Raw genomic sequence first — 24,238 nt, forward strand, 5'->3', positions numbered from 1 at the left:
CGGGCAGGCCAAGCCTAACTGCCCACCGCGCGGTTCGATCTGCTCATTTACCAACAATTTCAGCCGTTGAACGCTTATGCCCGACAGCGACTTCATTTCTGAACACGAAGCCGCGGTCATTACCGCGAAGTCGCCCAAGCTGCTCAAATGGTTCACCAGCTACTCCCAACGGTCCGATGAACGAAAGGCAGATTTCAGGGAGTCGATTTTCACCATCGAACGGCGGCTATGTTGGCGAAGTCGGTCGTATCTGTGCGCGCTGGCTGAGTTCAAGGGATTAAAAGAGCTATGCTCTGCCATGGGTAACGGCAGCAGAAGCTGACATGCTATGTCGAGCTGCGCCGCTCGGACATCCGCAGCTGCATTTGCTCTGACAGACCCCATTGTTGTAGGTAATTGAGCACCCGAGGCGTATCGTGTTTCTGATCGGTGATCTTGCGTCGCCGCGGAGCGCTTCAGGCCATGCTCGTCACAATCTTTGCCCCAAGCAACGTACATCTGCTGGAAATAGCCGGTGTACGAGACGCGCTGTTTGAAGCGAACTGCAAAATGGGGTCCAGTAATCGCTATCGCGTCAAGCTGGTGACAGAACGGGGCATGCCGGAGGAAAGCGCCTCCGGCATCGTTTATCTGCCTGACGCCAGCATCCACGACGAGACAGAGCCGTGCGACACCTTGATTGTAGCAGGGCCATATGGCGTCCCGTCGCCCCAAAGCGAAGCAGTCAATGATTGGTTGCGGGAGCAGTCACGGCAGTCCCGGCGTCACGGATCGACGTGCACCGGGGCCTTCCTGCTGGCTCATGCCGGATTGCTGGCGGGTCGTCGTGCGACAACCCACTGGGAGTATGCTGCACGCCTTGCCGCCGACTTTCCGGACATTCTGGTGGAACCCGACCTCATCTTCGTGCGCGACGGACCAGTGTTCAGCTCCGCAGGGGTAAGCGCAGCGATAGACCTCGCATTTTCGTTGATCGAGGAGGATCACGGGCGGGCACTGGCGCTTTGGGTGGCACGGCGGCTGGTCGTCTTCTTGAAGCGACCCGGCGGTCAGTCGCAATTCAGCGCACTGTTGACCGCACAAACTGTTTCCAACAGCCCGATCGACAAGATAAGACTTCACATCCTCGAACATCCCCGCGCGAAGCTGACCCTTGAAACCCTTGCAAAGATTGCTGGCGTAAGCTCGCGCCATCTCTCCAGGCTGTTCCGCGCCGAACTCGGCATGAACCCAATCGCATATGTCGAATTGACCCGGATCGATATTGCGCGACGACTGCTGGAAGAAAGTTCCGCTCCGATAAAAGCGATTGCCTACACTGCCGGGTTCGGCTCGACGACTACGCTCAGACGGGCATTCCTGCGCAGGATGGGCGTCACGCCCCTGGAGTATCGCATGCGCTTTCACAGCAGCGGAGGCGGAGAGCCGATCAACGTCGAAAGAGCCGCTATTCCGTCCTGAATGGTCGCATCAGCGAAGTTGAAAACAGCGCTGCGGGACGACATCGTGGTGCCAAGAGGCGATGGCAACTCGTTCCCGCAGGCTCACGATAAGTGAAAAGACATAAAGCGCGGCAGTCTCGCCACCCCAGCGTGGAGATTTCAGCAAATGATACAAAACGCTGTTGAGCAATGGCAAAATGTTCCGCTCCGCAAGGACTCTCTTTTCGATACCTACTTCCACACTTTGTCGCATGATCTCAGGACACCGCTCACCCACATCACGGGATTCGCTGAGCTTCTCAAGCTCGATGGAAACCTTGGGGCAACCCAGCAGGAATATGCCTCTGCAATCGTGTCGGCATGCAGCGAGCTGCAAAATACGGTCCTGGCGCATCTTCGCCTCATAGAAAGTAGCCTTCAGGCTGCATGTCAGATGCCTCCGCTTGCTGACGACGCGTCTTCGCCCGCACCTCAGAGCGACACGTAAATCCAAAAATATCTTTACCGGATATCGCAGCTTGGTGACCCGCTCGACCAGGCCACGAGACGTTTGCCGTACCCCGACGAAACTGGCGTCGATTTGTCTCGAAACGCCGCGCCGCTGAAATTGAAACGTCGGCACCACGGCATCATCCTCTAGCACGGAGGCATGGGATGAGATCTGATCTTTACGCGCTCATCGCGATGAAACTCGAAAGCCTGTTTGCGAGATGACTCCCGATGCGGCCGACGGCACGATCGTGGAGCCCGGTAGAACTGGTTCCCCGTTGCTGCGATGGCCTCGCCTCCTCGGTGGGCGCAGAGGCCAGTGTGTAACAGAGCTCTTTTCCAAACTTGCGCTCGATCATGTCAGCGATGGCCTGCTCGTCGCGGACATGCGCCTCCGGGGGCAGCCCATAGTCCTGGTAAACCCAGCATTCGAAAAAATTACTGGCTATTCTGTTGACGAAGTCATCGGCAAGAACTGCCGCTATCTCCAGGGAAGCGATCGGTTGCAGCCGGAACTTACGGAAATACGGGCTGCGCTTGCGGAGGCGCGCGCCTGCTCGGTGACACTGCGCAACTACAAGCGGGACGGAACGATGTTTCGCAATGCTTTGCGTCTGGAGCCGTTTCGGGACTACCTAGGGCGCCTCACGCATTTCGTGGGCCTGATCCGGGATGTCACGCACGCACCGGGTGTCGATCGGCTTACCGGACTGCGGGATCGTTATGGGTTGCTCGACCGGCTGGCACAGATCGAAATGTCGGCGAACTCCGCCTTGCTGGTCATCAAGCTCGACGTCCTGCGGTTCCGTGACGTCAACAACGGTTTCGGTTACGATGTCGGTGATGCGCTGCTTCGTTCGGCGACAGCGCGTCTGGCTGTTGTGCCAGCCCTGGCTATCGCTCGCGTCGGCAGCAATAACTTCATCCTGGCCTTCGCGCTCGATGATGCCAGCCGTGCGGGCAAGATCGTCAATGAGGTCCTCGACTTGCTGAGACCCCGATTTGTCCTGCCTGGCGCATCGCTTACAGTGCAGTTTGCCGCTGGCTTCGCTGTCGGGTTCGCCGGAACCGATCCTCTTCTACTGGTCCGGCATGCAGGTGCGGCGATGCAACGATCCAAAGCGACGCCCGACCACGGCCCCCATCCGTTTGAGGAAGCAGATGACCGAGACGCGCGTAATCGCATTCGGCTCGCGAACGAACTGCAATCCGCCGTTTCCAATGACGAGCTGCTGTTTCATTATCAGCCCCAGGTCGATCTGCAATCCGGTGACCTGATCGGCGCTGAAGCTCTGCTCCGTTGGGACCACGGCGCATTCGGCCTCCAGCTACCCGGCCGGTTCATCGCCGTTGCTGAAGAGACCGGCGCCATGATGGAGATCGGAGCGTGGGGCCTGCGTACGCTCGCGACGTATGCAGCGCGGGTCAATCAAAACCGTCGGATACCGCTCCGGTTCGCTTTCAACATGTCGGTGATGGAGTTCACGCGAAGGGACGTCGTCGCCTTTGTCGAACAGGTGCTCAACGAAACCGGGTGCAAGGCCGAATGGCTGACGCTGGAGCTTACCGAAGAGCTGATGGCCCCTGAGTCGGACGATATACGCCGATCCTTCGAACATATGCGGCGCCTGGGGGTCGGCATTTCGATCGACGATTTCGGCACGGGCTATTCCAACCTACGCTATCTCGAACGGTTTCCACTCAGCGAGATAAAGATTGATCGTAGTTTCGTGCGGGAAGTGGCGCACAACCATGTCAAGCACGTCATCGTTGAAAGCATCGTGAAGCTCGGAGTGGCGCTCGACGCGCGCGTCGTCGCGGAAGGCATTGAGACTGAGGCCGATCGAGTGATGATGCGGACACTGGGCTGTTCGGTGGGACAAGGCTACCTCTTCGCGCCGCCGCTCGACGAACAGCGCTTCGAAATCCTACTCAATCAAGGAATTGTAATGCGCGAGGACCGTCTGTCTAAGAGTTAAAGCGAATGTGCGCCCCCAATGCCATCGTGCACCTCGCAGGCGAACAAGACGCAGCCCATTTGTGAACAAATATGACGATGGCTTCTTTGCCACCTGACCGTTTCACATTTGGTGAGTAATGCTCACCTGAATGAGCGGCAGCTATTGGGTCACCGAAACCTTGCTTCCAACGACCGCTTTGTTGGCGGGAGGCGCCGGATGGGCTGAAGAGGATCGAGTGGCTGCTATTGTTCGGATCAGACGCTAGCTTCGCTCGCTCTGAACGACGGAGTTTGGTTGGCATCGGACCCAGGTATTGTCGGTCGCGGACCCCGACAGGTGGATGAAAGCAGGACGGGTTTCGACGAGCAGCTTTGGCCCAGCGAATGTCGTTTTTGAGGGCGTAGACGGCAATCTTCCTAATGGCTGAGCCCCCCGCACTTATCTTAGGGATTGGAGCCAGCCCTTCGCCCGCACCCAAACTTTGCCGTAGCAAAAGCAAAACTTGCCTTGACGAAATCATATTCTATCGATTAGGTTGAAATACCTCGAGCGGGATGGCTGGTCAGGCCCCTCCCGCATCATCACGAGTGTCTGACCCGCGGCTTTTGATAGGGATGCAGCTTGCTCCGCGTGACCAACCGCTAAAGCGCACGATGCTCAGGCGACCGCGCCAGGCGTCGTGTTCCCCTCTCTAACGATGAGGTGATCCGATGCGCATGACCCACCAGCTCTGTTGACCTAGTCCGCACGCAGTCGCGTGCCGGTTATCGCGAGCCAGCGCCCGAAACGGCTTATGCCCTCCGGACGCACTCGGGACCGGCGCGTGATGATGTCGCGCCCACCATCCGGTGGCCGCGCCTTTCGCTCTGCGAGGATCATCATGATCAGGCTCACCAGTTCCGATTTGGCGGACCTGGCGCGCTACCCCCTGTTTCTTCAGCAATCGGCGCTGGCCATCTGGTCTCAGCTGCCGGGGGGAAGCCTGCGCTCTGTCCGCCCCGAAGACCGTGACGGCGAAAACCGACGGTCGACCAAATACAGTCACGTTCAGGGGCAACCATAATAATGACACTTAATCAGTATATTATCGGGCTCTATACAGGCGAGCGCTTCCCGCCTACCGGCGTGCGTTTCTCGCCTATCGGCGCGCGCCGGACGATGCTGCGGGCAACAGCTGCAGCCCTGTCGCTCGCAGTGCCGATCAGCGCCCATGCGGCCGAAGAGCCATGGCAGACCGAGCCGACCGCAGCGGAGGAGGACGCAGGCTCGCCGATCATCGTCACAGCCTCCCGCCGCCGCGAGGAAGCCGTGCAGGACGTGCCGATCGCCATCAGTGTGATCGACGCGGCGACACTTGATCGTCGCGGCGACTTCACCCTCGGCCAGATCCAGCAACAAGTGCCGGCGCTGCAGGTGTTCAGTTTCAACCCGCGCAATACCAACATCAACATTCGCGGCCTCGGCAGCAATGTCGCATTGACCAATGATGGGCTGGAGAACGGCGTCGGCTTCTATATCGACAATGTCTACTATGGCCGCGTCGGCCTTTCGCAGTTCGATCTGGTCGATCTCGAGCAGATCGAGGTGCTGCGCGGCCCGCAGGGCACGTTGTTCGGCAAAAACACGACCTCGGGCGTCATCAACATCAGCACCCGCAAGCCAAGTTTCGAGCCGGACGCTTCCAGCGAGGTGAGCATCGGCAATTATGGCTATCGGCAAGTTCGCGTCTCGGTATCCGGCCCGATCGTCACCGATCGTCTCGCTGTACGCCTGAGCGGTGCCTACACCAAGCGCGATGGCCTCCTCTTCAACACCACGACCGGAGAGGAAGCGCAGGACTATGAAAATGCGAGTTTACGGGGCCAGCTCCTCTTTACGCCGACAGACGGTCTCTCAATCCGGCTGATTGGCGACTATGCCAGCCAGAAGCAGAATTACGCCCTTAACGTCTTTGCGAACTATGTCGGCACCTACGAAAACGGCGCGACAATCCCGAACAATTTTGCGGCGCGTCTGGCGCGGTTCGGCCGGTCACTGCCGGCCATCCATCCGTTCGCGCGTCGGGGCGAGTCCGACAGCCATTACCAGTCCAACATGGATGGCTATGGGGTGTCCGGTCAGGTCGACTGGGATCTGGGCGGCGCAGAGCTCACCTCCATCACCGCCTATCGCTGGTGGGACTGGAACCCGGCCAATGATGGCGATTCCACCTCGCTGCCCGTGGTCACCAAGGCGCAGCAGGCCAACCGCCAACGCCAGTTCAGTCAGGAAATCCGCCTTGCGTCCAAGGATGATGGCCCAATCGATTATGTGATCGGCGGCTATTATATCTGGCAGATCATTCGCGGTTATGGCGCGAGCCGCTACGGCTCGGCGGCGGCGGCCTGGAACTTGCCGGCAGTCGATCCCGTGGTCGGCAACGCAGCGCTTGACGGGTTCGAGGCGAACTCCACCTCCACGCCGCAGACGAGGAGCCTCGCCCTGTTCGGGCAGGCGGACTGGTCGATCAGCGATGCGCTGACCCTGACCGCCGGCCTGCGCTACACCCATGAGAAGAAGGAGGGCGCGTTCCGCCAATATTGGGTGGCGGGCAATGATCTCTCCGGCCTCACGCCGGCACAGCAGGCGACAGCGAACGCCATCCGCGCCCAGTTCAACCCGGTGCAGACCTTCGCGACCGCTTTCTCGGATGACAGCCTCTCCGGCCTCGTTACCCTTCGCTGGCAACCGACGCGCGACGCGATCATTTATGGCACCTATTCGCGCGGCAACAAGTCAGGCGGGCTCAATCTGACTGCCTTGCCGGCGGGTATCGCGCCAGAGGTCGCGCCGGAGCGAGTCGATGCCTATGAGGTCGGCTTCAAGTCGCAGTTGTTCGATCGCGCGTTGACCTTCAACGGGGCGCTCTACTGGATCGACACCGCCAATTATCAGACGGCGATCACCGAGCAGGTGGCGAACACGGTCACCTACCGGCAGTATATCGCGAACATTCCCAAGGTGCGCTCTCGCGGCTTCGAGCTGGACGCGGTTTACGCTCCCTTGCGGCACTTCAGCCTCAATGCGTCGCTGGCTTATGCCGACACCAGCTATCGCGATTACAGGAACGCGCCGCAGGCCGTCGAGCGCCTGAACATTTCTGCCGTACAAGACCTCACCGGCCAGCAGCTCCCGGGCGTGCCGAAGTTCACCTACACTTTGGGCGCAGATGTCTCGACACCGGTTCCCGCATTGGGCAGCACGACCGAGATGTACGGCCATGCCGACTGGTCGCATCGATCGAGCTTCAACACCTCCGCCTCCAACTCGCGGCTGGCGATCGTGGACGGCTACGGCCTGCTCAACGGGCGGATCGGCTTGCGGTTCGACGACGGCCGCTACGACCTCTCGATCTGGGGCAAGAACCTGCTCGACGAGAAATATTTCCAGACGCTGTCGGCCGGAAACACCGGACTGGTGACGGGGCTGATCGGCGACCCGCGCACCTACGGCATCACACTCCGCGCAAAATTGTGAGGCACGCCATGACCGCACTCACTGCAATCCCCTCGTCCTCATTGTCGCCGCTGCAGAGCAAGGGCGACGAGCGTTCCGGCGCCCTGCGGCTCATCCGCTTCTCGGCGGTTGCCGTGCCGATCGCCGCCGCGACCATGCCCATCGGCGTCTACCTCCCCGCCATTTTTGCACGGGACTTCGGCCTGTCGCTCGGCATGATCGGCTTCATCTTTCTGATCGGCCGCCTGTGGGATGCCATTTCCGATCCGCTGATCGGCTCCCTGAGCGACCGTACCCGCAGTCGCTTCGGACGCCGCAAGCCATGGATGGCGGCGGGGGCAGTGCTGTTCACCCTGTCCTCCATCTTCCTGTTTTTTCCGGTCGCGACGGTAACGCCGCTCTACCTCGGCGGCGTCCTGTTCGTTTTTTACCTAGGCTGGACGGCGATCCAGATCCCCTTCCTGGCCTGGTCCGGCGAGATTTCCGGGCATTATCACGAACGGACCCGCATCGCGACCTACCAGACGGTCGTGGGTTCGGCGGCGCTATTCGTCACGCTGCTGCTTCCCGCGCTCGCCGATCAACTGCGGCCGGGCGACGGGCACCTGCAAATGTCACTGATGGGCGCGCTGGTGCTTGCCACGGTCATCCCCGGCGTCTTTCTGTCGCTCACGGCATTTCCGGAAGTTCCGGCTCCGGCCGGGCCAGCGGAGACGCTGTCGATCAAGCAGACTCTGCGCGCGGTGTTCGCCAATACCCTGCTTCTGCGCGTGCTCGCCTCGGACTTCGCCGTGACGCTTGCCCAGAGCATTCGCGCTGCGCTCATCGTCTTCTACGTCAGCTTCTATATGGGCCGGCCGGACTGGGCAGCGGCGCTGTTCCTCTTCCAGTTCATCTTCGGTATCTTCGCGGGCCCCATCTGGCTGCGCATCGGCCTCAAGCTCGGCAAGCACCGAACGGCGGTCTTGGGCGAGCTGGTGCAGGTCGCGGTCAATCTCAGCCTGCTGCTGGTCACGCCGGACACCTTCGGTCTGCTGCTGGCGCTGACATTGGTGCAGGGGCTCGCGCAAGGCTCCGGCAACCTCATGCTGCGCGCCATCGTCGCCGATATCGCCGACAAGCACCGCCTCGAAACCGGTGAGGAGCGCACCGGGCTTTATTATTCCGTGTTCAGCCTCGCGGGCAAAGGCGCCTCGGCCATCGCTATCGGTGTGGCCCTGCCGCTCGTCGCCTGGCTGGGCTTCGATCCCCGGGGCAGCAACAGCCCGCAAGCGCTGCTTGGCCTTGCCTATGTCTTCGCGCTTGGTCCTGCGCTGGGCCACGCCTTTTCCGCACTGCTCCTCGCCCGCTTCCCGCTCGACGAAGCCGCCCATTCCGAAATCCGCCGCCAACTGGACGACCAGCCCCTCGCTCTCGCCCCGGCCGAGTGACCCGCACTGAATGAAATCCCTGAAAGGAGATGCACGTCATGACCGTCCTCGAAAAGACCCTCACTGCTTCCGATACCGACCTGTTCGAAATCAAGCCGCTTCAGCCCAGTTTGGGAGCGCAGATCAGCGGGATCGATCTCTCCCAACCGTTGACCCGGCCGTTACACGCCGCGCTTCACGCCGCCCTGTTGCGGTACAAGGTGCTGTTCTTCCGCGATCAGCATCTGACGCATGACCAGCATATCGCCCTGGGCGCAGCGTTTGGTGATCTGGAGACCCACCCGGTCTTCGCGCACCCCGATCATCCGGAAATTCTGCCGCTGCGCTCCAAGGAGTTCGCCGGCAAGTATCGCAGCACCACGGACAGCAACTGGCACGCGGACACGACCTTCCGCGCTGAACCGTCTGCGGCGTCCATCCTCATCCAGCGCGTCTCGCCGGGTCTGGGCGGCGATACAGTCTTTGCCAACGCAGTCGCAGCCTATGAAACGCTCGACGAGGAGACCAAAGCCCGGATCGACGGGCTGAGCGCCATCCACGACACGCGCGTCTTCCTGCAGTTCGTCGAGACGCCCGAAAAGCGGGCCGCCTTGCAGGCGCAATATCCGCCGGTCGAGCATCCGGTGGTGCGCATCCATCCCGAAACTGGCGAGAAAGTCCTCTACGTCAATTCCGTTTTCACCCGCGAGATCGTCGGACTTGCACCAGGCGAGAGTGAAGCGCTGCTCGCTCGCCTCTTCGACCAGGTGAAGCGGCCGGAATTCCAGGTGCGTTGGAGCTGGCAGCCCGGCTCGATCGCTTTCTGGGATAATCGCGCGACCCAGCACTACGCGGTGCCCGACTATCGCGGCAATCGCGAGATGGAGCGCGTGACCATCGTCGGCGAGCGCCCGCGCGGCCCCCAATCACCCAACTGAAATTCCCCCAGCACGCCCAAGGCAAGAAGGAGCCTCATCATGTCCATCACCACCTATGCCAATGCCGCAGACCCCAATAGCCCGCTCGACATCAAGCCAGTGACCGGCACGATCGGTGCCGAAATCCGGGGCGTCGTGCTCTCCGGCGATCTTGACGCCGTAACCGTCCAGGCGATCCAAGACGCGCTGGTTCGCCACAAGGTCATCTTCTTCCGTGGCCAGCATCATCTCGATGACGCAGAGCATGAGAATTTTACGGCACTCTTCGGCGATCCCGTGGCGCATCCCACCGTGCCGGTCGCAGAAGGATCGCGCTACCTGCTGGAGTTGGACAGCCGCGAGGGATACGCCGCCTCGAGCTGGCATACTGACGTCACCTTCGTCGATGCCTATCCGAAGGGCTCGATCCTGCGTGGCATCACCATCCCGGAGGCGGGCGGCGATACGCTATGGGCCAATGGCGAGACCGCCTATGAGGCGTTGCCGGAATCCCTGCGCCAGCTCGTCAACAATCTCTGGGCCGTGCACACCAATCTCTACGATTATGCTGCGATCCTGGGCAATGCACCCAAGGACAACACCACCGCGCAGGAGCAGATCAAGCGGCATCGCAATGTGTTCGCCTCCACGGTGTACGAGACCGAGCATCCGGTGGTTCGCGTTCACCCCGTTTCGGGCCAGCGCAGCCTGCTGCTCGGACATTTCGTCAAGAGCTTCGTCGGTCTAAATCAGGCGGATTCCCAGCGGTTGTTCAGCATTCTCCAAGACCATATCACCCGGCCGGAGAATCTGGTGCGGTGGCGCTGGCAGCCCGGCGATGTCGCCTTCTGGGACAATCAGGCAACGCAGCATCGCGCCGTCGCCGACTTCGGCCTGCAGCGCCGCACCCTGCGCCGCGCCACCATTCATGGCGAAGCGCCAGTGAGCATCGATGGCCGCACCAGTCGCATCGTCCGGCAGGAAAAGGCGGTGGAATACGAAGCAGCCTGAGCAGAACCGTTACCCGCGCTACCGCTCAGGGAGAAACTGTGGCGCGGGTGACGTTGGATAATCGATTGTACATGTCCTCGATCAGCAGTGCCAATCGGCCGCTTTGACGAAGAGGAATTGCGGGGCATTTCGCATCTCAAGCTCTGGTTGAGGTGGATGATTACCGTCAACGAATGTCCTGTCATTAGATGAATGAAAGGCAGGTTTCGGGAACCGGTTCGAACGATTGCACGTCGGGTTTGAGGGCGGGTCCCGTCGGATGGGCCAAAGTAACTCAATGACTGCTATCGTCTGGAGCAGACATTAGCGCTTTTCAATCTGAACGACCGGCATTGGTCGGGAGCAGCTGCAACTGTGGAGGCGGGCACTGTGTCAGAAGCCGCCAACATAGCGGGCGCTCAGTGATCAAACTGATGCCTCTATTAGCTGCCGATCGTTCATCGACTCAAACCAGCTTCCCGAAGAAGCTTGAGAAGTCGGTTTTCGGCTCCCTCGAACAGCGTTAATGCGTCAGCATCTCCAGAACTTAAAACCATTGTTCATGACATTATCGCAACAGTTGTCTACCATGAATTTCATTACATTATCGTCTTGCAGGCGTTAAACAGCATAACCCCTAATTCAATTCTTTGTTATAGCCGCTCTTACTTGGCGTGAGTTTTAAGAGGCCTTGAAATCGAGGCGTCATGCCGTGACCGCCTCGATCTATCGGCATTCTCAGATGCCCGTCGGCGCCTCGAAAGTCACATCGCGCGCATGGTCAGACATGCCCTGCTCCCAAGTGCTCCAGCCCGAATTCAATCCATAAGGTGCGCGTTCAAGCAGAGCGTCGATCTTGGATATCATGCCATTCTTCTCGATCTTGAAAATCTCTGCGATCTGCCATGTATGCGGTTGGACCGGCCCGGCGGTGACCGTCCGGCCATTGGCAGTGGTGAAAGTCCGCGTCGCGCCACCCGAGTGATCGAAGAAGGCGAAGGCGAACACCAGTCCACGTTCCTGATCGACTGCAACATAGCGGCGATCGCGAATGCGGTTGACGAACGCCATCAGCCCTGACTTGAACTGCTCGGTACAGCTCCACTGGCCGGAATAGCCAGTCGCCGTGGCCGGATCGGGGCGCTTTTCTCCAGCCGGGGTAGGTGCAAGTGTCGCTTGCTTGCCATTCTCGTGACGCAGACACTCGGGCGTGAATGGATAGTCGCCCTTGCCGTCATTCTTCTGGAGCCCGATGAAATATTTGTCCGCCTGCGCAATCAACTCTGCACGCGACAGTTGATCAGCTTTAGGGATCACCTCTATGAGCTTGGGATGGATCGCCATGCCATCGAGCCGGTTGTAGCTCGCATTATCCGTCTCATTTGGATAGCGGAACACAATCTGCTCCACTTCCGCAATCTGCTGATTACGGACGAGCAGACGCAGTGCAATGAACGAGCCGTTGAAATTGGCGGCGTCGCGATGATCCTCCTGGATAGTCCCGAAGAATGTGACTTGTCCGGCCGCGACGTCCGTGACGAACAGCTTATAGTTGCCGCGCGCTTTCATTGTGTTCCACAAGCCGTCGCCGACTAACAGGCGCTGGCCGTTTTCCGTGAAGCGCACATTCGGCGAGATCGGCACTGCGCTCGGCTGTTTTGCCGCAACGGCATCGAGATAGCGACCGACAAAGCCTTCCAAGCACGCGCGCTCGCACGGCGCTGCTGCTGGCGCGGCCGTGGCTGCGGGCGCAACACTCGTGCAGAGCAAGGCTGCAATAAGACCGGCGCAAACCCGTCCTCCACGCAAATTCAGTGATTGTGCGCGCATTATCCTCATCCTTCCCATGATCGTGTCGTCCGATAGAGGTGTTTATCGATTGGCTGATGTGCCCTGTGCAGGAGTCGCGCGCTGGCGCGGCGGGGCGCTGGGTGTAACAACCGGGTTGGCGTCCTGGGCCGACCATTCTGGGATGGCCTGATTGTAGATGCGGCGACGCGCATACAGCCACTGGCCATCAACCTTGACGAGTTCGTCTTCGTAGTGGCCCCAGAAATCGACCGTGCCATAACCTGTCGGTCCGCTCGTCATATGGGTCCAGTAGGCCAGTCCGTGAGCCTTGTTCCCGTCGAGTTTGACGACGATATTTGAAATGATGTGGCGTCCTCCCTTCGGACGCTCCCCGGCAGGCACCTTTGCGCGCGCTTCAACAGCCCGTTTACGGCCTTCTTCAATAAATGCCGCGATCGCCTTGCGACCTTTGATCTCGCCAGCACCATAATCGAGAGTACCATCTTCGGCGAAGGTGGCTGCATAGCTCGCCGCGTCGTGCCAATCGAATGCAAACAAGTAGCGGCCATGAAGATCCTCAATCGCCGCACGATCATCCGCAGGGCTTGCAAGGGCTCCGCTGGAAAGAACCACACCGCCAAGCATCGCCAACGCGATCATGAAATTGCTCGACCGCCCCGTTCGAAACATGCCCGCTCTCCTCTTGTTTGATGCCTCGTTCCTTCGCGACACCATACGGGCAATTATAGTCTCATTTGGGACCGAATTGCAAAATCTTTCCCGATGGGGAGCGGAAATTTTACCGGGTTTGGAGAAGCGCCATTGCGCGCGGGATTCAAGGTGCAATCAGCAGCATTCAGTCCGCCAGCGGCTCGTGAGTACCTCGAGCAAAGCGGCGAACAACATTTTCGAGAATGCGACTCACAGGGCCGCCGAACGCGCCGTTGCACCAGAGGCTCCCATTGAAACTTATGGAAGAGGCGGCAAACACGGCGCCGCCGCGGTCGGTAACGAAATAGGTCATGTCACCCCGCACGAGTGCTCCGGCATCCTCGCCGGTAAGCGCTTGAGGGGGAAAGCGCATGTCCTCCATGAGCGGCAGGAAGCCCGCCTGTAGGCCTTCAGACCGAGCGATGACGACTGCCCCGTCCGGTGTGCCCAGTCGCGTGTCAGCACGGTCAAGTTCGTAACCTGCGGCGCCTCCGGAATTGAGGCCGCAATCCCCGAAAACTTCGCCGTGCACGCCGTCAAATATCCACGAAACTGCCGGGTGGCGAGACTCGTCGGTGCGCCGGAACCATGCAGATTCATATCGACCCTGCGTCGAGAATCCGGTCAAAACAAGCTGCTGTGGATCACGCCGGTTGCGCTTCCATAGGCCTCCGAACTTGCCATCGAGCGCATGATAATATTCGCCGGGCTCGGCTGCCCAGGCGCGTACGCCATTTTCAGCGCGACGAACCTCGAGGGCCCATGGCAGCGACGGGTTTCGGCCGATCCGCCAATAAAAGCCGTTGCCACCAAGATAGCAAAGGCGCCCGCCCCTCTGCACATGCGCTTGCAAGGCATCGAGCGTTTCGGCGGTATGATATTCCGGATGGCCGCCCGTCAACACCACCCGATATCCGCCGAGCAGCGCGACTCCCTCCTCATGGAGATCTTCGTCCGTTATCACGTCAAACTCGATCTCCCGCGCCTCCAGCCAGCCGAGCAGGTGCGAATCCGAGGCGTAGTGGCGCACACCTGACCCGCCCTCTGCCCTGTCCTTGAAAGTGAGGAACCCTGGCCGCATCGTCAGGATCGGCCGCGCTCTCGAGGCATAGGCGATACCCGATCCGTCCGGGTGATGATTGTACGTGCAGCGGCCATAGATCGGAAAGTCATCAGGCGTATGAGGGTAAGCCCCCCATTCTGCTATCCGGGCGCGCAGCGCGTCATCGGTCCAGCCAATCGCATGGTTGCCATAGGCCTGATAGGTGAAGGTGGGCGCGAGAAAAACCACGTTCGCGCGCGGCCCGTCACGCGGGGCGAGCACATAAAAGGGCAGCCAATCCTCACCATCCTCGCAGCGGAGATGGAGCGCATAGGATCCGCTCTTCAGCCCCTCGGGAACCGCGAATGCGAAGCTTTGCGCCCAGCCGCAATCACCCAGATCATCTTCGTGGAACCTGATCGCGGCATAATGGCCAGGAGCATGCCGCCAGCTCTGCTCGGCGCCAGTCCAGCGTGCACCGACCACGCCGCGCATGGGCAGATTGACGAGCGTCCCATCACAGCCTTGCTCGCCGACGCTCACAATCTCCTGCGTATCAATCCCGATCCCGAGATCCCAGCCGCAGATGAGGCGATTGCCAAGCTCCTCAAGCGATTCAAGCGGGCGGGGCCATTCTGCGCGGAACGAGGCGAGAATGGCCGGGTCCTCGATCTTCCCGTTGAAAGTTTCATCCTGTCCGCCGGGTCTGGCCGCCGCGAGCCGCACAAGACCTCGACCAGGCATCGAGGCGTGAACCACCTCCACCTCATTGGAACCGCTCTGGGCTGGCTCATAAAGATGAGCGGGCGTATGGAAGCCAACGAGCAGCCGGCCCGACGCGATGTCGAGACTGGCCCAGATACGGTGCCAGCGATCATGGCGCAGCCGCCCCGCGACCTCAGCAACGAAGACCCCCTGCCCCGTGTCCAGCCGCGCCTCAACCTTTCCGCTCCCGATGCTCAAGGTAAGCTTGGCCGCCGCACCCGCATGATGAAGCACGACGCGCGGCGCAGATTGCGCCATTGAGGGCATGGCGAGCGCTGTCCAGCAGGCGGCATCGGTGATGATGCCGGGCCCCGGCGCTTCGGCAAAGGAGCCGAGACGGATCGGCTGGCGATGCCCCAGCTGCTCGGTCTCGTACAGGGATGACAAATCCTCGAACTGCAACCCTGGTCCGGCAGGGTTGGGATCAGCCGAGATGACCCGCACCAGCCGCACCTGATAGCGTCCCCCACGCCGAACGCTGATCCGCGCCTCAAGCTGCTCACCAGGACGTGCGGAGAGGCGGTTAAGATATCCTGTGATCGGCAGCTCGTTCATCGCTCTCTCCGGGGGAGTTGGTCGGCAGGATCAACCAGGCTCAAATCCTTGCGGATAATCGATGTAACCGAGCGGAATGATTTTGGCGCCAACTGGCCGACTGACGATCCCGCGCTCCGTCCCGCCAAATAGCTGGCCGACATTACGACCTTGGGCGAAATCCATCAGCAATGTCAGTTCGATGGAGCCGCCATCGTGCAGCGCGAGAAGAAAGAGCTCATCGCCGACCTTGCACATACTCACGGCCTCGATCCCAACCTCCGTCCTTAGCGCATCGAAGCGGGGATCGCTCGGTAAGATCAGCCATTGCCACAGGATTGCCCGCGAATTGACGTACACATGTTCCAGCGCAGCTTCTTCACTATATTGGCAATAAGCGCGCCTGCCGATCAGCTCGCGGCTCTCCGCTATTGGCAGATAATCGACAGTGCTGCCCGCGATCCGCGCCGGACGGACCAGGCGGCGCATCGCGCTTTCACCTTCGATCAATTGGTCCCAGACCGTAATTGCACGCCCCTGCTCGCGGTCAATCACATGCGTGAGGCCGAGTTTGCGCTCCGCCTCGGCGATATGAACGAAGAAGATGCCTGGACGAACCTCAACCGCATCATAAGGGGCGCCTCCAGAGGCGGGCTCCGCCGCTCCGCTCATCTCCCATGTCACCCTGTCGATCCCGAACCGGAGGATTAGGGCAGCGCCATCGTCATGGTCGAGCTGGATGTCCTGCCCGGCCAGTATCGTGGTCGATTCCTGGCGGTTCTTGCCCAGGTCCATGTCGCGCACCATGGGCGGGACCGGACGGATCGGTGCGACTTCGTACATGACAATTCCTCTCCCGGGCTGGGGCAGGAATAGTCCCAAATGAGATCATGTCAACTCAACGTGCATGCCAGTGGGCGAGGATTTTCATCAGCAGATCGTCCAGCTTGGCCAAATCGCGTCGCGACAAAAAGCCGAATATCTCCTCTTCTCGCTCCCGGAACAGCTTCATTGCCTGCATGTAAAGCGCGCGACCCTCGTCGGTCACGTCGAGCACCATATAACGGCGATCCTCTTCGCTCGGTCGCGCGGTAATGAGCTTGTTGGCCGTGAGCTTGATCACCCCGCGACTGATGCTATTCTTCGGTCGCCCGCTCATCGCGCAGATCACATTCGCGGTCATCTCTCCATAGTCGGACAGATAGCCAAGAATGGTGAACTCGTCACGAAGCAGACCATGGTCCTGGGCAAGCGCTGCAAAGGCCTCCGCTGAATAATAATTGCCGATGAGGATCATGCGAAGCCCGAACCAGTCTCCGCCCTCCCCCAGCACGCGCTGGCGGAGCTCTGCAGGAATGCGGTCGATTGCCCCTGTGGATATCTTTCGCCCCAAGTCCGTTCCGCCCTCAATTTCCAATCGCAAGACGTCTGTTCGTGCGCGTTCAGGAAGCCCGGCTAGCCGATGTGAACGGCGGGGGTCAACTGCCCAACTTGACAGTCCCGTTTGGGACCATCACTATTGCGGTGAGGAGAATGCTTGATGCACTATAACCGCGATGATCTTGAACAACTCGGTATGCGATATCTTGATGGGCTGATCGCGCGTGACCCCGGCGACTTACCTCTTCACCCAGAGTTCCGCCTCACAGAAAATGGGCAAGAACTGACGCTGGGCGATGGGCTGTGGGGCACCGCGAATGGCGCCGGCCGCTATCAGCATATTGTCATCGATCGCGAAACGGGCGGCATCGCGATGACGGCGGTGATACTTGAAAATGACCGACCTGTGATCGCCGGAATTCGCCTTGCATTGCGCGGCGATCGCATTGCCGAGGCGGAAATGGTGATCTCGCGCACCGACATCCTGTTCTACAAGGATGGCCCAAAAAAGTTGGCTACCATGGGCAAGCCCCTCCCCATCTGGAAGGAAGTGCCTCCGGAGCAGGACCGCATGTCGCGGGAGGCGCTCGCCGCTCTGGCCGATTCCTACTTCCGCACGCTCGAGCGCAACGACGGGCATTTCATTGCTCCATTTGAGGAGGGATGCCGTCGGCTCGACAATGGCGTCTATGCCACGCAGGCGCCAGAGTTCGACAAGGAGGGCTCGCCACCCTTTTATGGCCTCGGCCCGGCAGAACAGTTCGCTCTTGGCTATTTCGTGTTCGTGACGCAGGTGCGTGATCGGCGCTTTCCGGTTATCGACACAGAGCGCGGCGTTGTGGCCAGCCTGCCCTTCCTCGATCATGCAGGAACCGTCCACGAAGCGAAGCTGACCGACGGCCGCACCGTGCCGATCAGCGTGCGACAGCCCTATTCCTGGCAGATCTTTGAACTGTTCAAACTACGGCGCGGCAAGATCGCGCAAATAGAAGTTGTGCTCAATATGGTGCCTTATGGCATGAGATCGGGCTGGTGAACCGCAGCTGCCCTTGATCTGTCGCTTGGCGCGAGGGGCTTGGCTCGCGCACACCCGCATTTATCTTAGGCCTCGGCAAACCGGACCTTCGTGACGACCCATCCATCATCATGTTTGGCCAATGTCGTAATCAGCACACGGCGCTCGGTCTGGCGTATGCAACGATTGCCTTGCGCCAAGGCCATTTGCGCGAATGTGCAATCTGCCTCCAGTGTCGACGCAGACTCGACGACACAGGGCTGACGGGCGATGGCACTGCGGCCATCGTCTGCAATCTGGATCGCGAGGGGCTGGCCATCATGGTCTGGGGTCACCGCGCTCGCGCCATCGAGATGCGTCACGGCCCCTGCGGTGTCGCGCAGCCAGCGCTCATGCACTTTGCGCACGGCCGCCTCGTCCTCCAATTGCGCCAGCCGCACAGCAGCGCCGTCGTCGGCGAGCGCGGCAGTGGGCACGGTGATGAGCGGCATCGCGATGAACGCGCTGCTTTTCAGGAATGAGCGGCGGGATGAAGTGGTGTCGGTGGTCATGCGTCGCTCCTCTTCGTCTTTTGCGCGTAGAACCGGTCGAGGTCCAACTTGCCAGCGTGGCGCGAATGCGCACCGATGGGGCCAAGGCTCAGCCCCTTCTCGTCACAATGATAGCCGATGCCGGCGTCATGCATGGTGCGCATGTTGATCAGGAAGGTGCCCATCGACCCGTTGCACGCTTCTTCAAGCCAATGCGCAAAATAGATCTGATCGCGAATTTTCACGAAATCCCCCGAACCGCTCCACTCCATTCCCCCCGCGTTTTCATCGGTGAAGATGATCCAGGAGACAGTGCGCGGTGTTGAATAGAGGTGCATCGACGTGAGGCCGGGCGCGTAATTCCACGTCAATGCACGACCGAGCAATTCATTGGTTCGCTCATGACGTCTGAACTTGGGCGGCTGGATCCCCTCCCCTTCCACCGTGCCGAACAGCGTCCGGGCGGCAGCCTCATTGGCGATATAGGGTGTATTGACGTAGCCGTTGAAACAGGTGGCCAGCCCCGCATCGAGATCGATCACGGTCGAATGGCAGTCGTGGTTCGGCGCGCCTTCCAGCAGATGGCCGAAAATATACAAGCCCGGCGCGGATTCCCAAGCATTGTAGCGGGCAGTGATCCAGTTTACCTCCCCCACATAGCGCCATCGCAAACGATCGGCCTCATCAAAGCGATATTCGATGGAGGGGCCATTGTCGTAACGGACGGTCAGCGCCTTGCCCGTCAGCTTGTCCGTGGGGGGATTGCCGTTTTTTGCCATTTGGCTCGGCTTGTCGAACACCAGCGTCGTCTTCGCCGCTTCATCGACCTGTGCCTTGGTGAGCGTCTTCCAGGTGCGCAAAGGACGATACACGCGGCGCGCGCCTTTACCAGGCTCATCCGGGGGCACGACATTCCCCCTTGTATCGCCGAATTTCTCAAACTGGGCGAGCTGACCAAGCCATTCGCCCTGGCCGCGGAACATGTAATATTCCAGCTTGTCGCGCTGATCGAAGCCTAATCGAAATCCAATCTGCTCAATCCGGTTCACATCCATCACGTAAAGCGTGAAGATCCCCGAGAACTCGCACTCGGTGCGTGTGTAGATATAGGCTTCTTCGGACAGGCGGATATAATCGGAGGGTCCGCAAAATCCGAGTTCGCCGCCCGTGCGGGTGAGTTCCACGAAATGAGAATAGGCCGCGCTCGGATAAAATTCGAGCATCTCGATGCCATTGTCCTGCGTCCAGTGATAGGCCTTCCCTTCAACGCGATTGGTCGCTGCGTGGCGAGCGGCTGGCGGGCCGCTACCTGCAACATCGACATAACCGTGGTAGATTTCGCGCATCACCTCGCGCTTGTCGACAAACCCGCCGAACCAGACCTCAAACACCGTCGCAAGATTGGTGGCTTGGTCGATGATCACAGCAAAGCCGCGCTCACTGTTCGGGATCAGGTGAGTGAGCACGACAATCTCGTCCAGTGCGAGTGCCCCATAGCCTGCAGTCACGGCCTTGGCGCCATTCTCCGCAACCGTCAGCCTGTCTGCGCCGGTAAAACGATAATTGAGCGTGAGCCCCTTGTCGGTCACGATGCGCAACTGCTTGCCCGCGAGCAGATCGGGCCTCTTGCCGTGGCTCGCCGGCCCCGTCTCAGCCACTGGCCGCAGTGCTGACAGGATCTGGGCGTCGCTGAGCTTGGTCCACGGAATGCGGTTATATTGTTCCTTGGGATAGGGTGTGCCCGCCATCCGAATTCTCCCTTGCAGTCTCTGTTATCTGGACGTCACCCTCTTTCAGCCGCGCGGCGGATTGGGGATGGGCTTGACCGGGAAACCGCAGTTGAGCGTCTTGCAGACCGTGATGGTATGCACATAGCGAAGCAGGCCATTTTCAACCCGGAACAGGTGGCTGTCGGGCAAGCTGCTGTTGCCGAAGCGCAGCAACACGACGACCGAGCCAAGATCCTGGTCGACAAGATAGCGACGGTCGACCAGCGGCGTGTTCTTAGGCACACCAACGGCGCAGCTATCCTCTTTGCTTACCACGCCGGGCGCGCCCTTGGCGGTATAGATGCCTCCCTCCAGTCGCGCGCATGGGCTGCCCCACGGCACTCTGACCGTCGGGTCGTTGAAGAGGTTGAGATAGGCATCGGCGGCGGCGATGATTGTCTCGCGGCTGCCCTGCTTCTCCATGGGGATCATGTCCCACTTCTCTGCCCGTGAATAAGCCAGCGTGTTGGACGCCTTGAACAGCCAGTCATCCGCATCCGTAACCAGTGTTTCTATTTCGCGGACCAGATCGCCCGTGAGCTTGATCCGCGTGCCCAGCACATAGGGATGCGCCGGATCGGTGATGATCACTTCCACGAAGCTTTCACAGCCCTGGGTGTCATGAATCGCGCGATGAAAATCTATTTTTTGCGGTTTGTTCAGCAGAGCAGCGGCAAGCGTGATAGGCTCCATCTGCTCCTGAAGCTTGGCATCGGGAGCCAGCTTGATCAGGCTGGGATTTCCCGCCTGCTGAGCTGCTACATAGGATTGGGTTGCTTCCTCCAGGGCCGTGCGTGTGCAGCTTTGCTGCGCCATCGCAGGCATGGCGGTGAGAGCAATACAAGATCCGAGCGCCAGACCGGCTATCTTTCTCAGCATTCCATCCCTTCCGTAATTGAACATGTCCATCCTGCTCATGATGTTGACGATCCGCAGGCTGCATCTTGTGAGAAATTGGCGAGCGTAGATTGCGCGCTCGCCAGAGTGAAAATCGGACTGCCTACAGTTGCACCCGCACGCCGACGGTGAAGGAGCGCCCGATCTGGTCGTAAAGGAAGGTATTCGTGGGCCGCGTCGCGAACACGAAGAAATTCCCGGCATTGCCCGGAGGGTCCTGATCGAGCAGATTGTTCACTGTCGCGAATATCTGGAACTTCCGGCCATTCTCGGTTGTGATATCCTGGGTCAGGCTCAGGTCCGTGTAAGTAATTGCCGGAACATGATTATCATCGATGGTCACGCCTTCCACGAACGTCGCGTCATATGTGCCGGCGCCGATAATCCGCTCATCCACACTCGCGGTGAAACCGCCGAATTTGAGCGTGGCATTGATGTTGAAGGTCCACTTCGGCACACCGCCATCGACACCGACCTGACCTGCGCGATTCACGACCGTCGACCCCGGAATGAGCGTCGAAAGCTCGAACACGCGCGATGCAATGGCCCTGAGGCCAAGCGAACCGCTCCCCAGCTCGGTGCGATAGCTGCCTTCGATATCCAGGCCACGCGTTTTCAGGCGATTGATGTTGAGGAAGCCATTATCGACCCGGAACAGAACGCCATTGGGCGCGCGTTCGAGCCTTGGGCACAATGCCGTGGCACCTCGGAAGCACTGATCGATGATGTTCTGGACGCCAAGCTGTCCGATCGCATCATCAATCTGCACCGTATAATAATCAGCCGATATGTTGAGTCCGGGAATGAAGGAAGGCGTGAATACACCGCCGACAGTGAGCGTGTCGGCCACTTCCGGCTTAAGCGCGGTCGAGCCATTTGCCTGGCTGACGACCACTGGTGTTTCATTGTTGCGAAACGGGTCGACCGCGGCGGACGCCCCCGCAGCGGATGTCGAAAACAGCTCGCGCAAGTTAGGCGCGCGGATGTCGCGCGACCGGGTGGCGCGGAAGCGGATGTCGTCGATCGGCTGCCAGTTGAGTCCGACCTTCCAGGTGTTGACGCCACCGCTGGTGCTGTAGCTCGTGTGGCGACCGGCAAGATTTAGGTCCAGCTTTCGCGCAAAAGGCACGCCATCGGCGAGCGGGATGAGCGCTTCGCCGAAGACTTCCCACAAATCATATCCGCCAACAATCGGGCGCTGGTTTGAAAGAAAGTAGGCGCCGAATGTGCTGGTGGCATAACGCGTATTCGCCACGCCGCGCGGCTGGCCATTGGGGAATTTGAGCCCGTTCGACCCCGGGTCAACAGTCCGATTGACCGACTCCTTTCGGTAGCCGCCGCCAACGGCGATCGCGACGTCGCCGGCCCAAGTCGCAAAGGGCGCACCGCTCAGGACGATTTCAGCCACATGCTGTTTGGTGCGCTCAAAGGTCCGCGATCCGGTGCCCCCATAAGGGCTGGATCGGATATAGTCGATAGCGGCCTGCGACGCAGCGTCTGGGCCGAACACATTGAACGGCACGCAGCCCTGCACGGCTGGCACCGTCAGCGAGCGATTGCAAACGATGTTGCCTGTCACCGGGTCGCGAACCGCATCGACCGCATCAAACACGCGTTCGATCGTCAGATTGCCTTCCGCGCGGATTGTCTGGAGGTTGGTGCCGTAGCCATAATGACCGTCGAGGCTCCAGCCCCCACCGAGCTTCGCCTTGAAGCCAGCGGAAAAGCGGAGCGTTTCGCTCTCGCCCTGGTTCCGCAACAGGCCGGTCTGGCGCATGGTATGGCCCAGCGTGAATTGGGTGATGCCCGCCGCATCCATCTGCGCGGCGACAGATGGCGGAAGGAAGGCATTGTCGCGATAAATGGTGTGCGCCGTGTTGCCGTAAAAGCCCATCAACGTGCCGCCGAACTTGGCGAGGCTGTTACCGTAGAGCGCGTCGGCATAGAGATTGATTGAATCGCTGGCTTCGTAGAGCACATGGCCATAGGCGGTCTTGCGTTCAATCGCTGCGACCGGCGTAAAGTCGAGCCCCTGATCTTCGCCGCTGCCGCCGACCATTTGGCTGGACGTGAGCGGGTTTCCGAAGATGAATGGCTGCGGTACGCCGCCAGGACCGAATTGAATGCCGCGCAAGGGGCCGGACACGATCAGGCCGCCATCCGCCTCGAGCGGTGTTTTGAGGTTGCAGGTGCGCACGCGCAGCGGCGTCTGCCCCGCGAGCACCAGCGGCGCGCAGGACTGGAACCAGTCGCGATCGCGATAGTCGCTCACGCCAGATTGCGTGAAGTAGCTGCCGCTCGCGACAACATGCAGCCGCTCGCCGACACTGGTGCCAACCGTCAGCGAGATTTTTTTCGTATCATTGTCCCCGCGCTGCGTGATGCCCGACTGCGCCGCAGCCTTGACACCCTTGAACCTCGTATCGAGCACGAAGTTGACGACGCCGGCCACCGCGTCCGATCCGTAAGCAGCAGAGGCACCGCCAGTGACGATGTCCACGCGCTGCACCAGCTCTTCCGGCAAGATCGACACGTCGACGATGCCATCGGACGTGCTCGGCGTCACACGGCGTCCGTCCAGCAGGATCAGACTGCGCTGTGCGCCCAGCGAGCGCAGGTTGAGCTGGGTCGCCGCGCCGCTCTCAGGCGCAAATTGCGAGGTCGTCGGACGCACCGAGTTGGCGAATTGCGGCAGCTTGTTAAGAGCCTCGCCAATCGTCGAGGGTGTGCTGGTAAGGAGCTGCTGCGCCGCCACGACCGTCACCGGCGAGGGCGCGGAAAAGCCATCGCTGATCACGCGCGAGCCCGTGACGACGATGTCATTACTGCCGCCCTCGATCGATGCGCCAGCGACGGCAGGATTGCTACCGCCCCCAACAGCGGGATCGGTGGCTTCCTGTGCAATGGCCGCGCACGGCATGGCGCAGGCCAGCGCCGTCGAGAAAAGCGCGGCAGAGCTCAACATCGAGTGACGAAACAAACGCTGTGATTCTATGGCCATTCAGACCTCCCCTTTTTGGAGCTATCCCGCTCCGTCCCATGTTTATGTCGCAAATTTAATTAGAGGATGGCTCACGGCGGGGCGGGCTTTCGTCACCCTC

General features: G+C 60.3%; 18 protein-coding genes. 9 read left to right on the forward strand and 9 right to left on the reverse strand.

The window, feature by feature from the left end; translation table 11 throughout:
- Window positions 1–76: 76 nt before the first annotated feature.
- The 8 genes from M2333_RS07995 (at window position 77) to M2333_RS08030 (ending at window position 10,724) form a co-directional block, all read left to right on the forward strand.
- Entirely contained in the window at window positions 77–322 is a 246-nt protein-coding gene (locus M2333_RS07995; RefSeq protein WP_264611415.1) for a hypothetical protein, read from the forward strand.
- 140 nt (window positions 323–462) lie between these two features.
- Window positions 463–1,461 (forward strand): GlxA family transcriptional regulator, encoded by a 999-nt coding sequence (locus M2333_RS08000; RefSeq protein ID WP_264611416.1) that lies wholly within the window; start codon window positions 463–465, stop codon window positions 1,459–1,461.
- Between the two features lie 147 nt (window positions 1,462–1,608).
- Window positions 1,609–1,929 (forward strand): histidine kinase dimerization/phospho-acceptor domain-containing protein, encoded by a 321-nt coding sequence (locus tag M2333_RS16990; RefSeq protein WP_181558473.1) that lies wholly within the window; start codon window positions 1,609–1,611, stop codon window positions 1,927–1,929.
- A 223-nt stretch (window positions 1,930–2,152) separates the two neighbouring features.
- Window positions 2,153–3,910 (forward strand): EAL domain-containing protein, encoded by a 1,758-nt coding sequence (locus M2333_RS08010; RefSeq protein WP_264611418.1) that lies wholly within the window; start codon window positions 2,153–2,155, stop codon window positions 3,908–3,910.
- A 1,047-nt stretch (window positions 3,911–4,957) separates the two neighbouring features.
- Entirely contained in the window at window positions 4,958–7,408 is a 2,451-nt protein-coding gene (locus M2333_RS08015; protein WP_264611419.1) for a TonB-dependent receptor, read from the forward strand.
- A gap of 8 nt (window positions 7,409–7,416) precedes the next feature.
- On the forward strand, window positions 7,417–8,817 hold the full coding sequence (locus tag M2333_RS08020; protein WP_264611420.1) for an MFS transporter: 1,401 nt from the start codon (window positions 7,417–7,419) through the stop codon (window positions 8,815–8,817).
- Window positions 8,818–8,855: 38 nt separating this feature from the next.
- Complete coding sequence (locus M2333_RS08025) at window positions 8,856–9,734, forward strand: TauD/TfdA dioxygenase family protein (RefSeq protein WP_264572094.1); 879 nt, start codon at window positions 8,856–8,858, stop codon at window positions 9,732–9,734.
- A 39-nt stretch (window positions 9,735–9,773) separates the two neighbouring features.
- Window positions 9,774–10,724 (forward strand): TauD/TfdA dioxygenase family protein, encoded by a 951-nt coding sequence (locus M2333_RS08030; RefSeq protein ID WP_264572093.1) that lies wholly within the window; start codon window positions 9,774–9,776, stop codon window positions 10,722–10,724.
- 717 nt (window positions 10,725–11,441) lie between these two features.
- On the opposite strand, the gene M2333_RS08035 is transcribed toward M2333_RS08030, so the two are convergent.
- The 5 genes from M2333_RS08035 to M2333_RS08055 all read right to left on the reverse strand — a co-directional run bounded on the left by M2333_RS08035 (window position 11,442) and on the right by M2333_RS08055 (window position 16,963).
- The gene (locus tag M2333_RS08035) at window positions 11,442–12,533 is read right to left on the reverse strand and encodes a hypothetical protein (protein ID WP_264584669.1); all 1,092 of its coding nucleotides are present in this window, start codon (window positions 12,531–12,533) and stop codon (window positions 11,442–11,444) included.
- Window positions 12,534–12,575: 42 nt separating this feature from the next.
- A complete protein-coding gene (locus tag M2333_RS08040) occupies window positions 12,576–13,184 on the reverse strand; it encodes a nuclear transport factor 2 family protein (RefSeq protein WP_264584668.1) in 609 nt (202 codons plus the stop codon).
- A 166-nt stretch (window positions 13,185–13,350) separates the two neighbouring features.
- The gene (locus M2333_RS08045) at window positions 13,351–15,567 is read right to left on the reverse strand and encodes a N,N-dimethylformamidase beta subunit family domain-containing protein (RefSeq protein WP_264611421.1); all 2,217 of its coding nucleotides are present in this window, start codon (window positions 15,565–15,567) and stop codon (window positions 13,351–13,353) included.
- Between the two features lie 30 nt (window positions 15,568–15,597).
- Window positions 15,598–16,389 carry a molybdenum cofactor biosynthesis F family protein gene (locus M2333_RS08050; protein WP_264611422.1) on the reverse strand — a complete coding sequence of 264 codons (792 nt, stop codon included), beginning with the start codon at window positions 16,387–16,389 and terminating at the stop codon, window positions 15,598–15,600.
- A 55-nt stretch (window positions 16,390–16,444) separates the two neighbouring features.
- Window positions 16,445–16,963 (reverse strand): MarR family winged helix-turn-helix transcriptional regulator, encoded by a 519-nt coding sequence (locus tag M2333_RS08055; protein WP_158512722.1) that lies wholly within the window; start codon window positions 16,961–16,963, stop codon window positions 16,445–16,447.
- A 123-nt stretch (window positions 16,964–17,086) separates the two neighbouring features.
- On the opposite strand from M2333_RS08055, the gene M2333_RS08060 reads away from it, so the two are divergent.
- The gene (locus tag M2333_RS08060) at window positions 17,087–17,962 is read left to right on the forward strand and encodes a hypothetical protein (protein ID WP_264584665.1); all 876 of its coding nucleotides are present in this window, start codon (window positions 17,087–17,089) and stop codon (window positions 17,960–17,962) included.
- 65 nt (window positions 17,963–18,027) lie between these two features.
- On the opposite strand, the gene M2333_RS08065 is transcribed toward M2333_RS08060, so the two are convergent.
- From M2333_RS08065 to M2333_RS08080, 4 genes are all read right to left on the reverse strand, one after another.
- On the reverse strand, window positions 18,028–18,492 hold the full coding sequence (locus tag M2333_RS08065) for a hypothetical protein (RefSeq protein ID WP_264584664.1): 465 nt from the start codon (window positions 18,490–18,492) through the stop codon (window positions 18,028–18,030).
- Entirely contained in the window at window positions 18,489–20,060 is a 1,572-nt protein-coding gene (locus M2333_RS08070) for a MoaF N-terminal domain-containing protein (protein WP_264611423.1), read from the reverse strand. The genes M2333_RS08065 and M2333_RS08070 overlap by 4 nt, the downstream gene beginning before the upstream one ends.
- Before the next feature lie 204 nt (window positions 20,061–20,264).
- The gene (locus tag M2333_RS08075) at window positions 20,265–21,149 is read right to left on the reverse strand and encodes a hypothetical protein (protein WP_264611424.1); all 885 of its coding nucleotides are present in this window, start codon (window positions 21,147–21,149) and stop codon (window positions 20,265–20,267) included.
- 91 nt (window positions 21,150–21,240) lie between these two features.
- Window positions 21,241–24,102 carry a TonB-dependent receptor domain-containing protein gene (locus M2333_RS08080; RefSeq protein ID WP_264611425.1) on the reverse strand — a complete coding sequence of 954 codons (2,862 nt, stop codon included), beginning with the start codon at window positions 24,100–24,102 and terminating at the stop codon, window positions 21,241–21,243.
- Between the last annotated feature and the right edge of the window lie 136 nt (window positions 24,103–24,238).

Origin of the sequence: Sphingobium sp. B11D3B (assembly GCF_025961735.1) — a bacterium.
Taxonomy (GTDB): Bacteria; Pseudomonadota; Alphaproteobacteria; order Sphingomonadales; family Sphingomonadaceae; genus Sphingobium.

Bases quoted from the DNA above. Each gene is read 5' to 3' on its own strand.
- M2333_RS07995 (WP_264611415.1), top strand. From the start codon at position 77: ATGCCCGACAGCGACTTCATTTCTGAACACGAAGCCGCGGTCATTACC.
- M2333_RS08000 (WP_264611416.1), top strand. From the start codon at position 463: ATGCTCGTCACAATCTTTGCCCCAAGCAACGTACATCTGCTGGAAATA.
- M2333_RS16990 (WP_181558473.1), top strand. From the start codon at position 1,609: ATGATACAAAACGCTGTTGAGCAATGGCAAAATGTTCCGCTCCGCAAG.
- M2333_RS08010 (WP_264611418.1), top strand. From the start codon at position 2,153: ATGACTCCCGATGCGGCCGACGGCACGATCGTGGAGCCCGGTAGAACT.
- M2333_RS08015 (WP_264611419.1), top strand. From the start codon at position 4,958: ATGACACTTAATCAGTATATTATCGGGCTCTATACAGGCGAGCGCTTC.
- M2333_RS08020 (WP_264611420.1), top strand. From the start codon at position 7,417: ATGACCGCACTCACTGCAATCCCCTCGTCCTCATTGTCGCCGCTGCAG.
- M2333_RS08025 (WP_264572094.1), top strand. From the start codon at position 8,856: ATGACCGTCCTCGAAAAGACCCTCACTGCTTCCGATACCGACCTGTTC.
- M2333_RS08030 (WP_264572093.1), top strand. From the start codon at position 9,774: ATGTCCATCACCACCTATGCCAATGCCGCAGACCCCAATAGCCCGCTC.
- M2333_RS08035 (WP_264584669.1), bottom strand. From the start codon at position 12,533: ATGCGCGCACAATCACTGAATTTGCGTGGAGGACGGGTTTGCGCCGGT.
- M2333_RS08040 (WP_264584668.1), bottom strand. From the start codon at position 13,184: ATGTTTCGAACGGGGCGGTCGAGCAATTTCATGATCGCGTTGGCGATG.
- M2333_RS08045 (WP_264611421.1), bottom strand. From the start codon at position 15,567: ATGAACGAGCTGCCGATCACAGGATATCTTAACCGCCTCTCCGCACGT.
- M2333_RS08050 (WP_264611422.1), bottom strand. From the start codon at position 16,389: ATGTACGAAGTCGCACCGATCCGTCCGGTCCCGCCCATGGTGCGCGAC.
- M2333_RS08060 (WP_264584665.1), top strand. From the start codon at position 17,087: ATGCACTATAACCGCGATGATCTTGAACAACTCGGTATGCGATATCTT.
- M2333_RS08065 (WP_264584664.1), bottom strand. From the start codon at position 18,492: ATGACCACCGACACCACTTCATCCCGCCGCTCATTCCTGAAAAGCAGC.
- M2333_RS08075 (WP_264611424.1), bottom strand. From the start codon at position 21,149: ATGGACATGTTCAATTACGGAAGGGATGGAATGCTGAGAAAGATAGCC.
- M2333_RS08080 (WP_264611425.1), bottom strand. From the start codon at position 24,102: ATGTTGAGCTCTGCCGCGCTTTTCTCGACGGCGCTGGCCTGCGCCATG.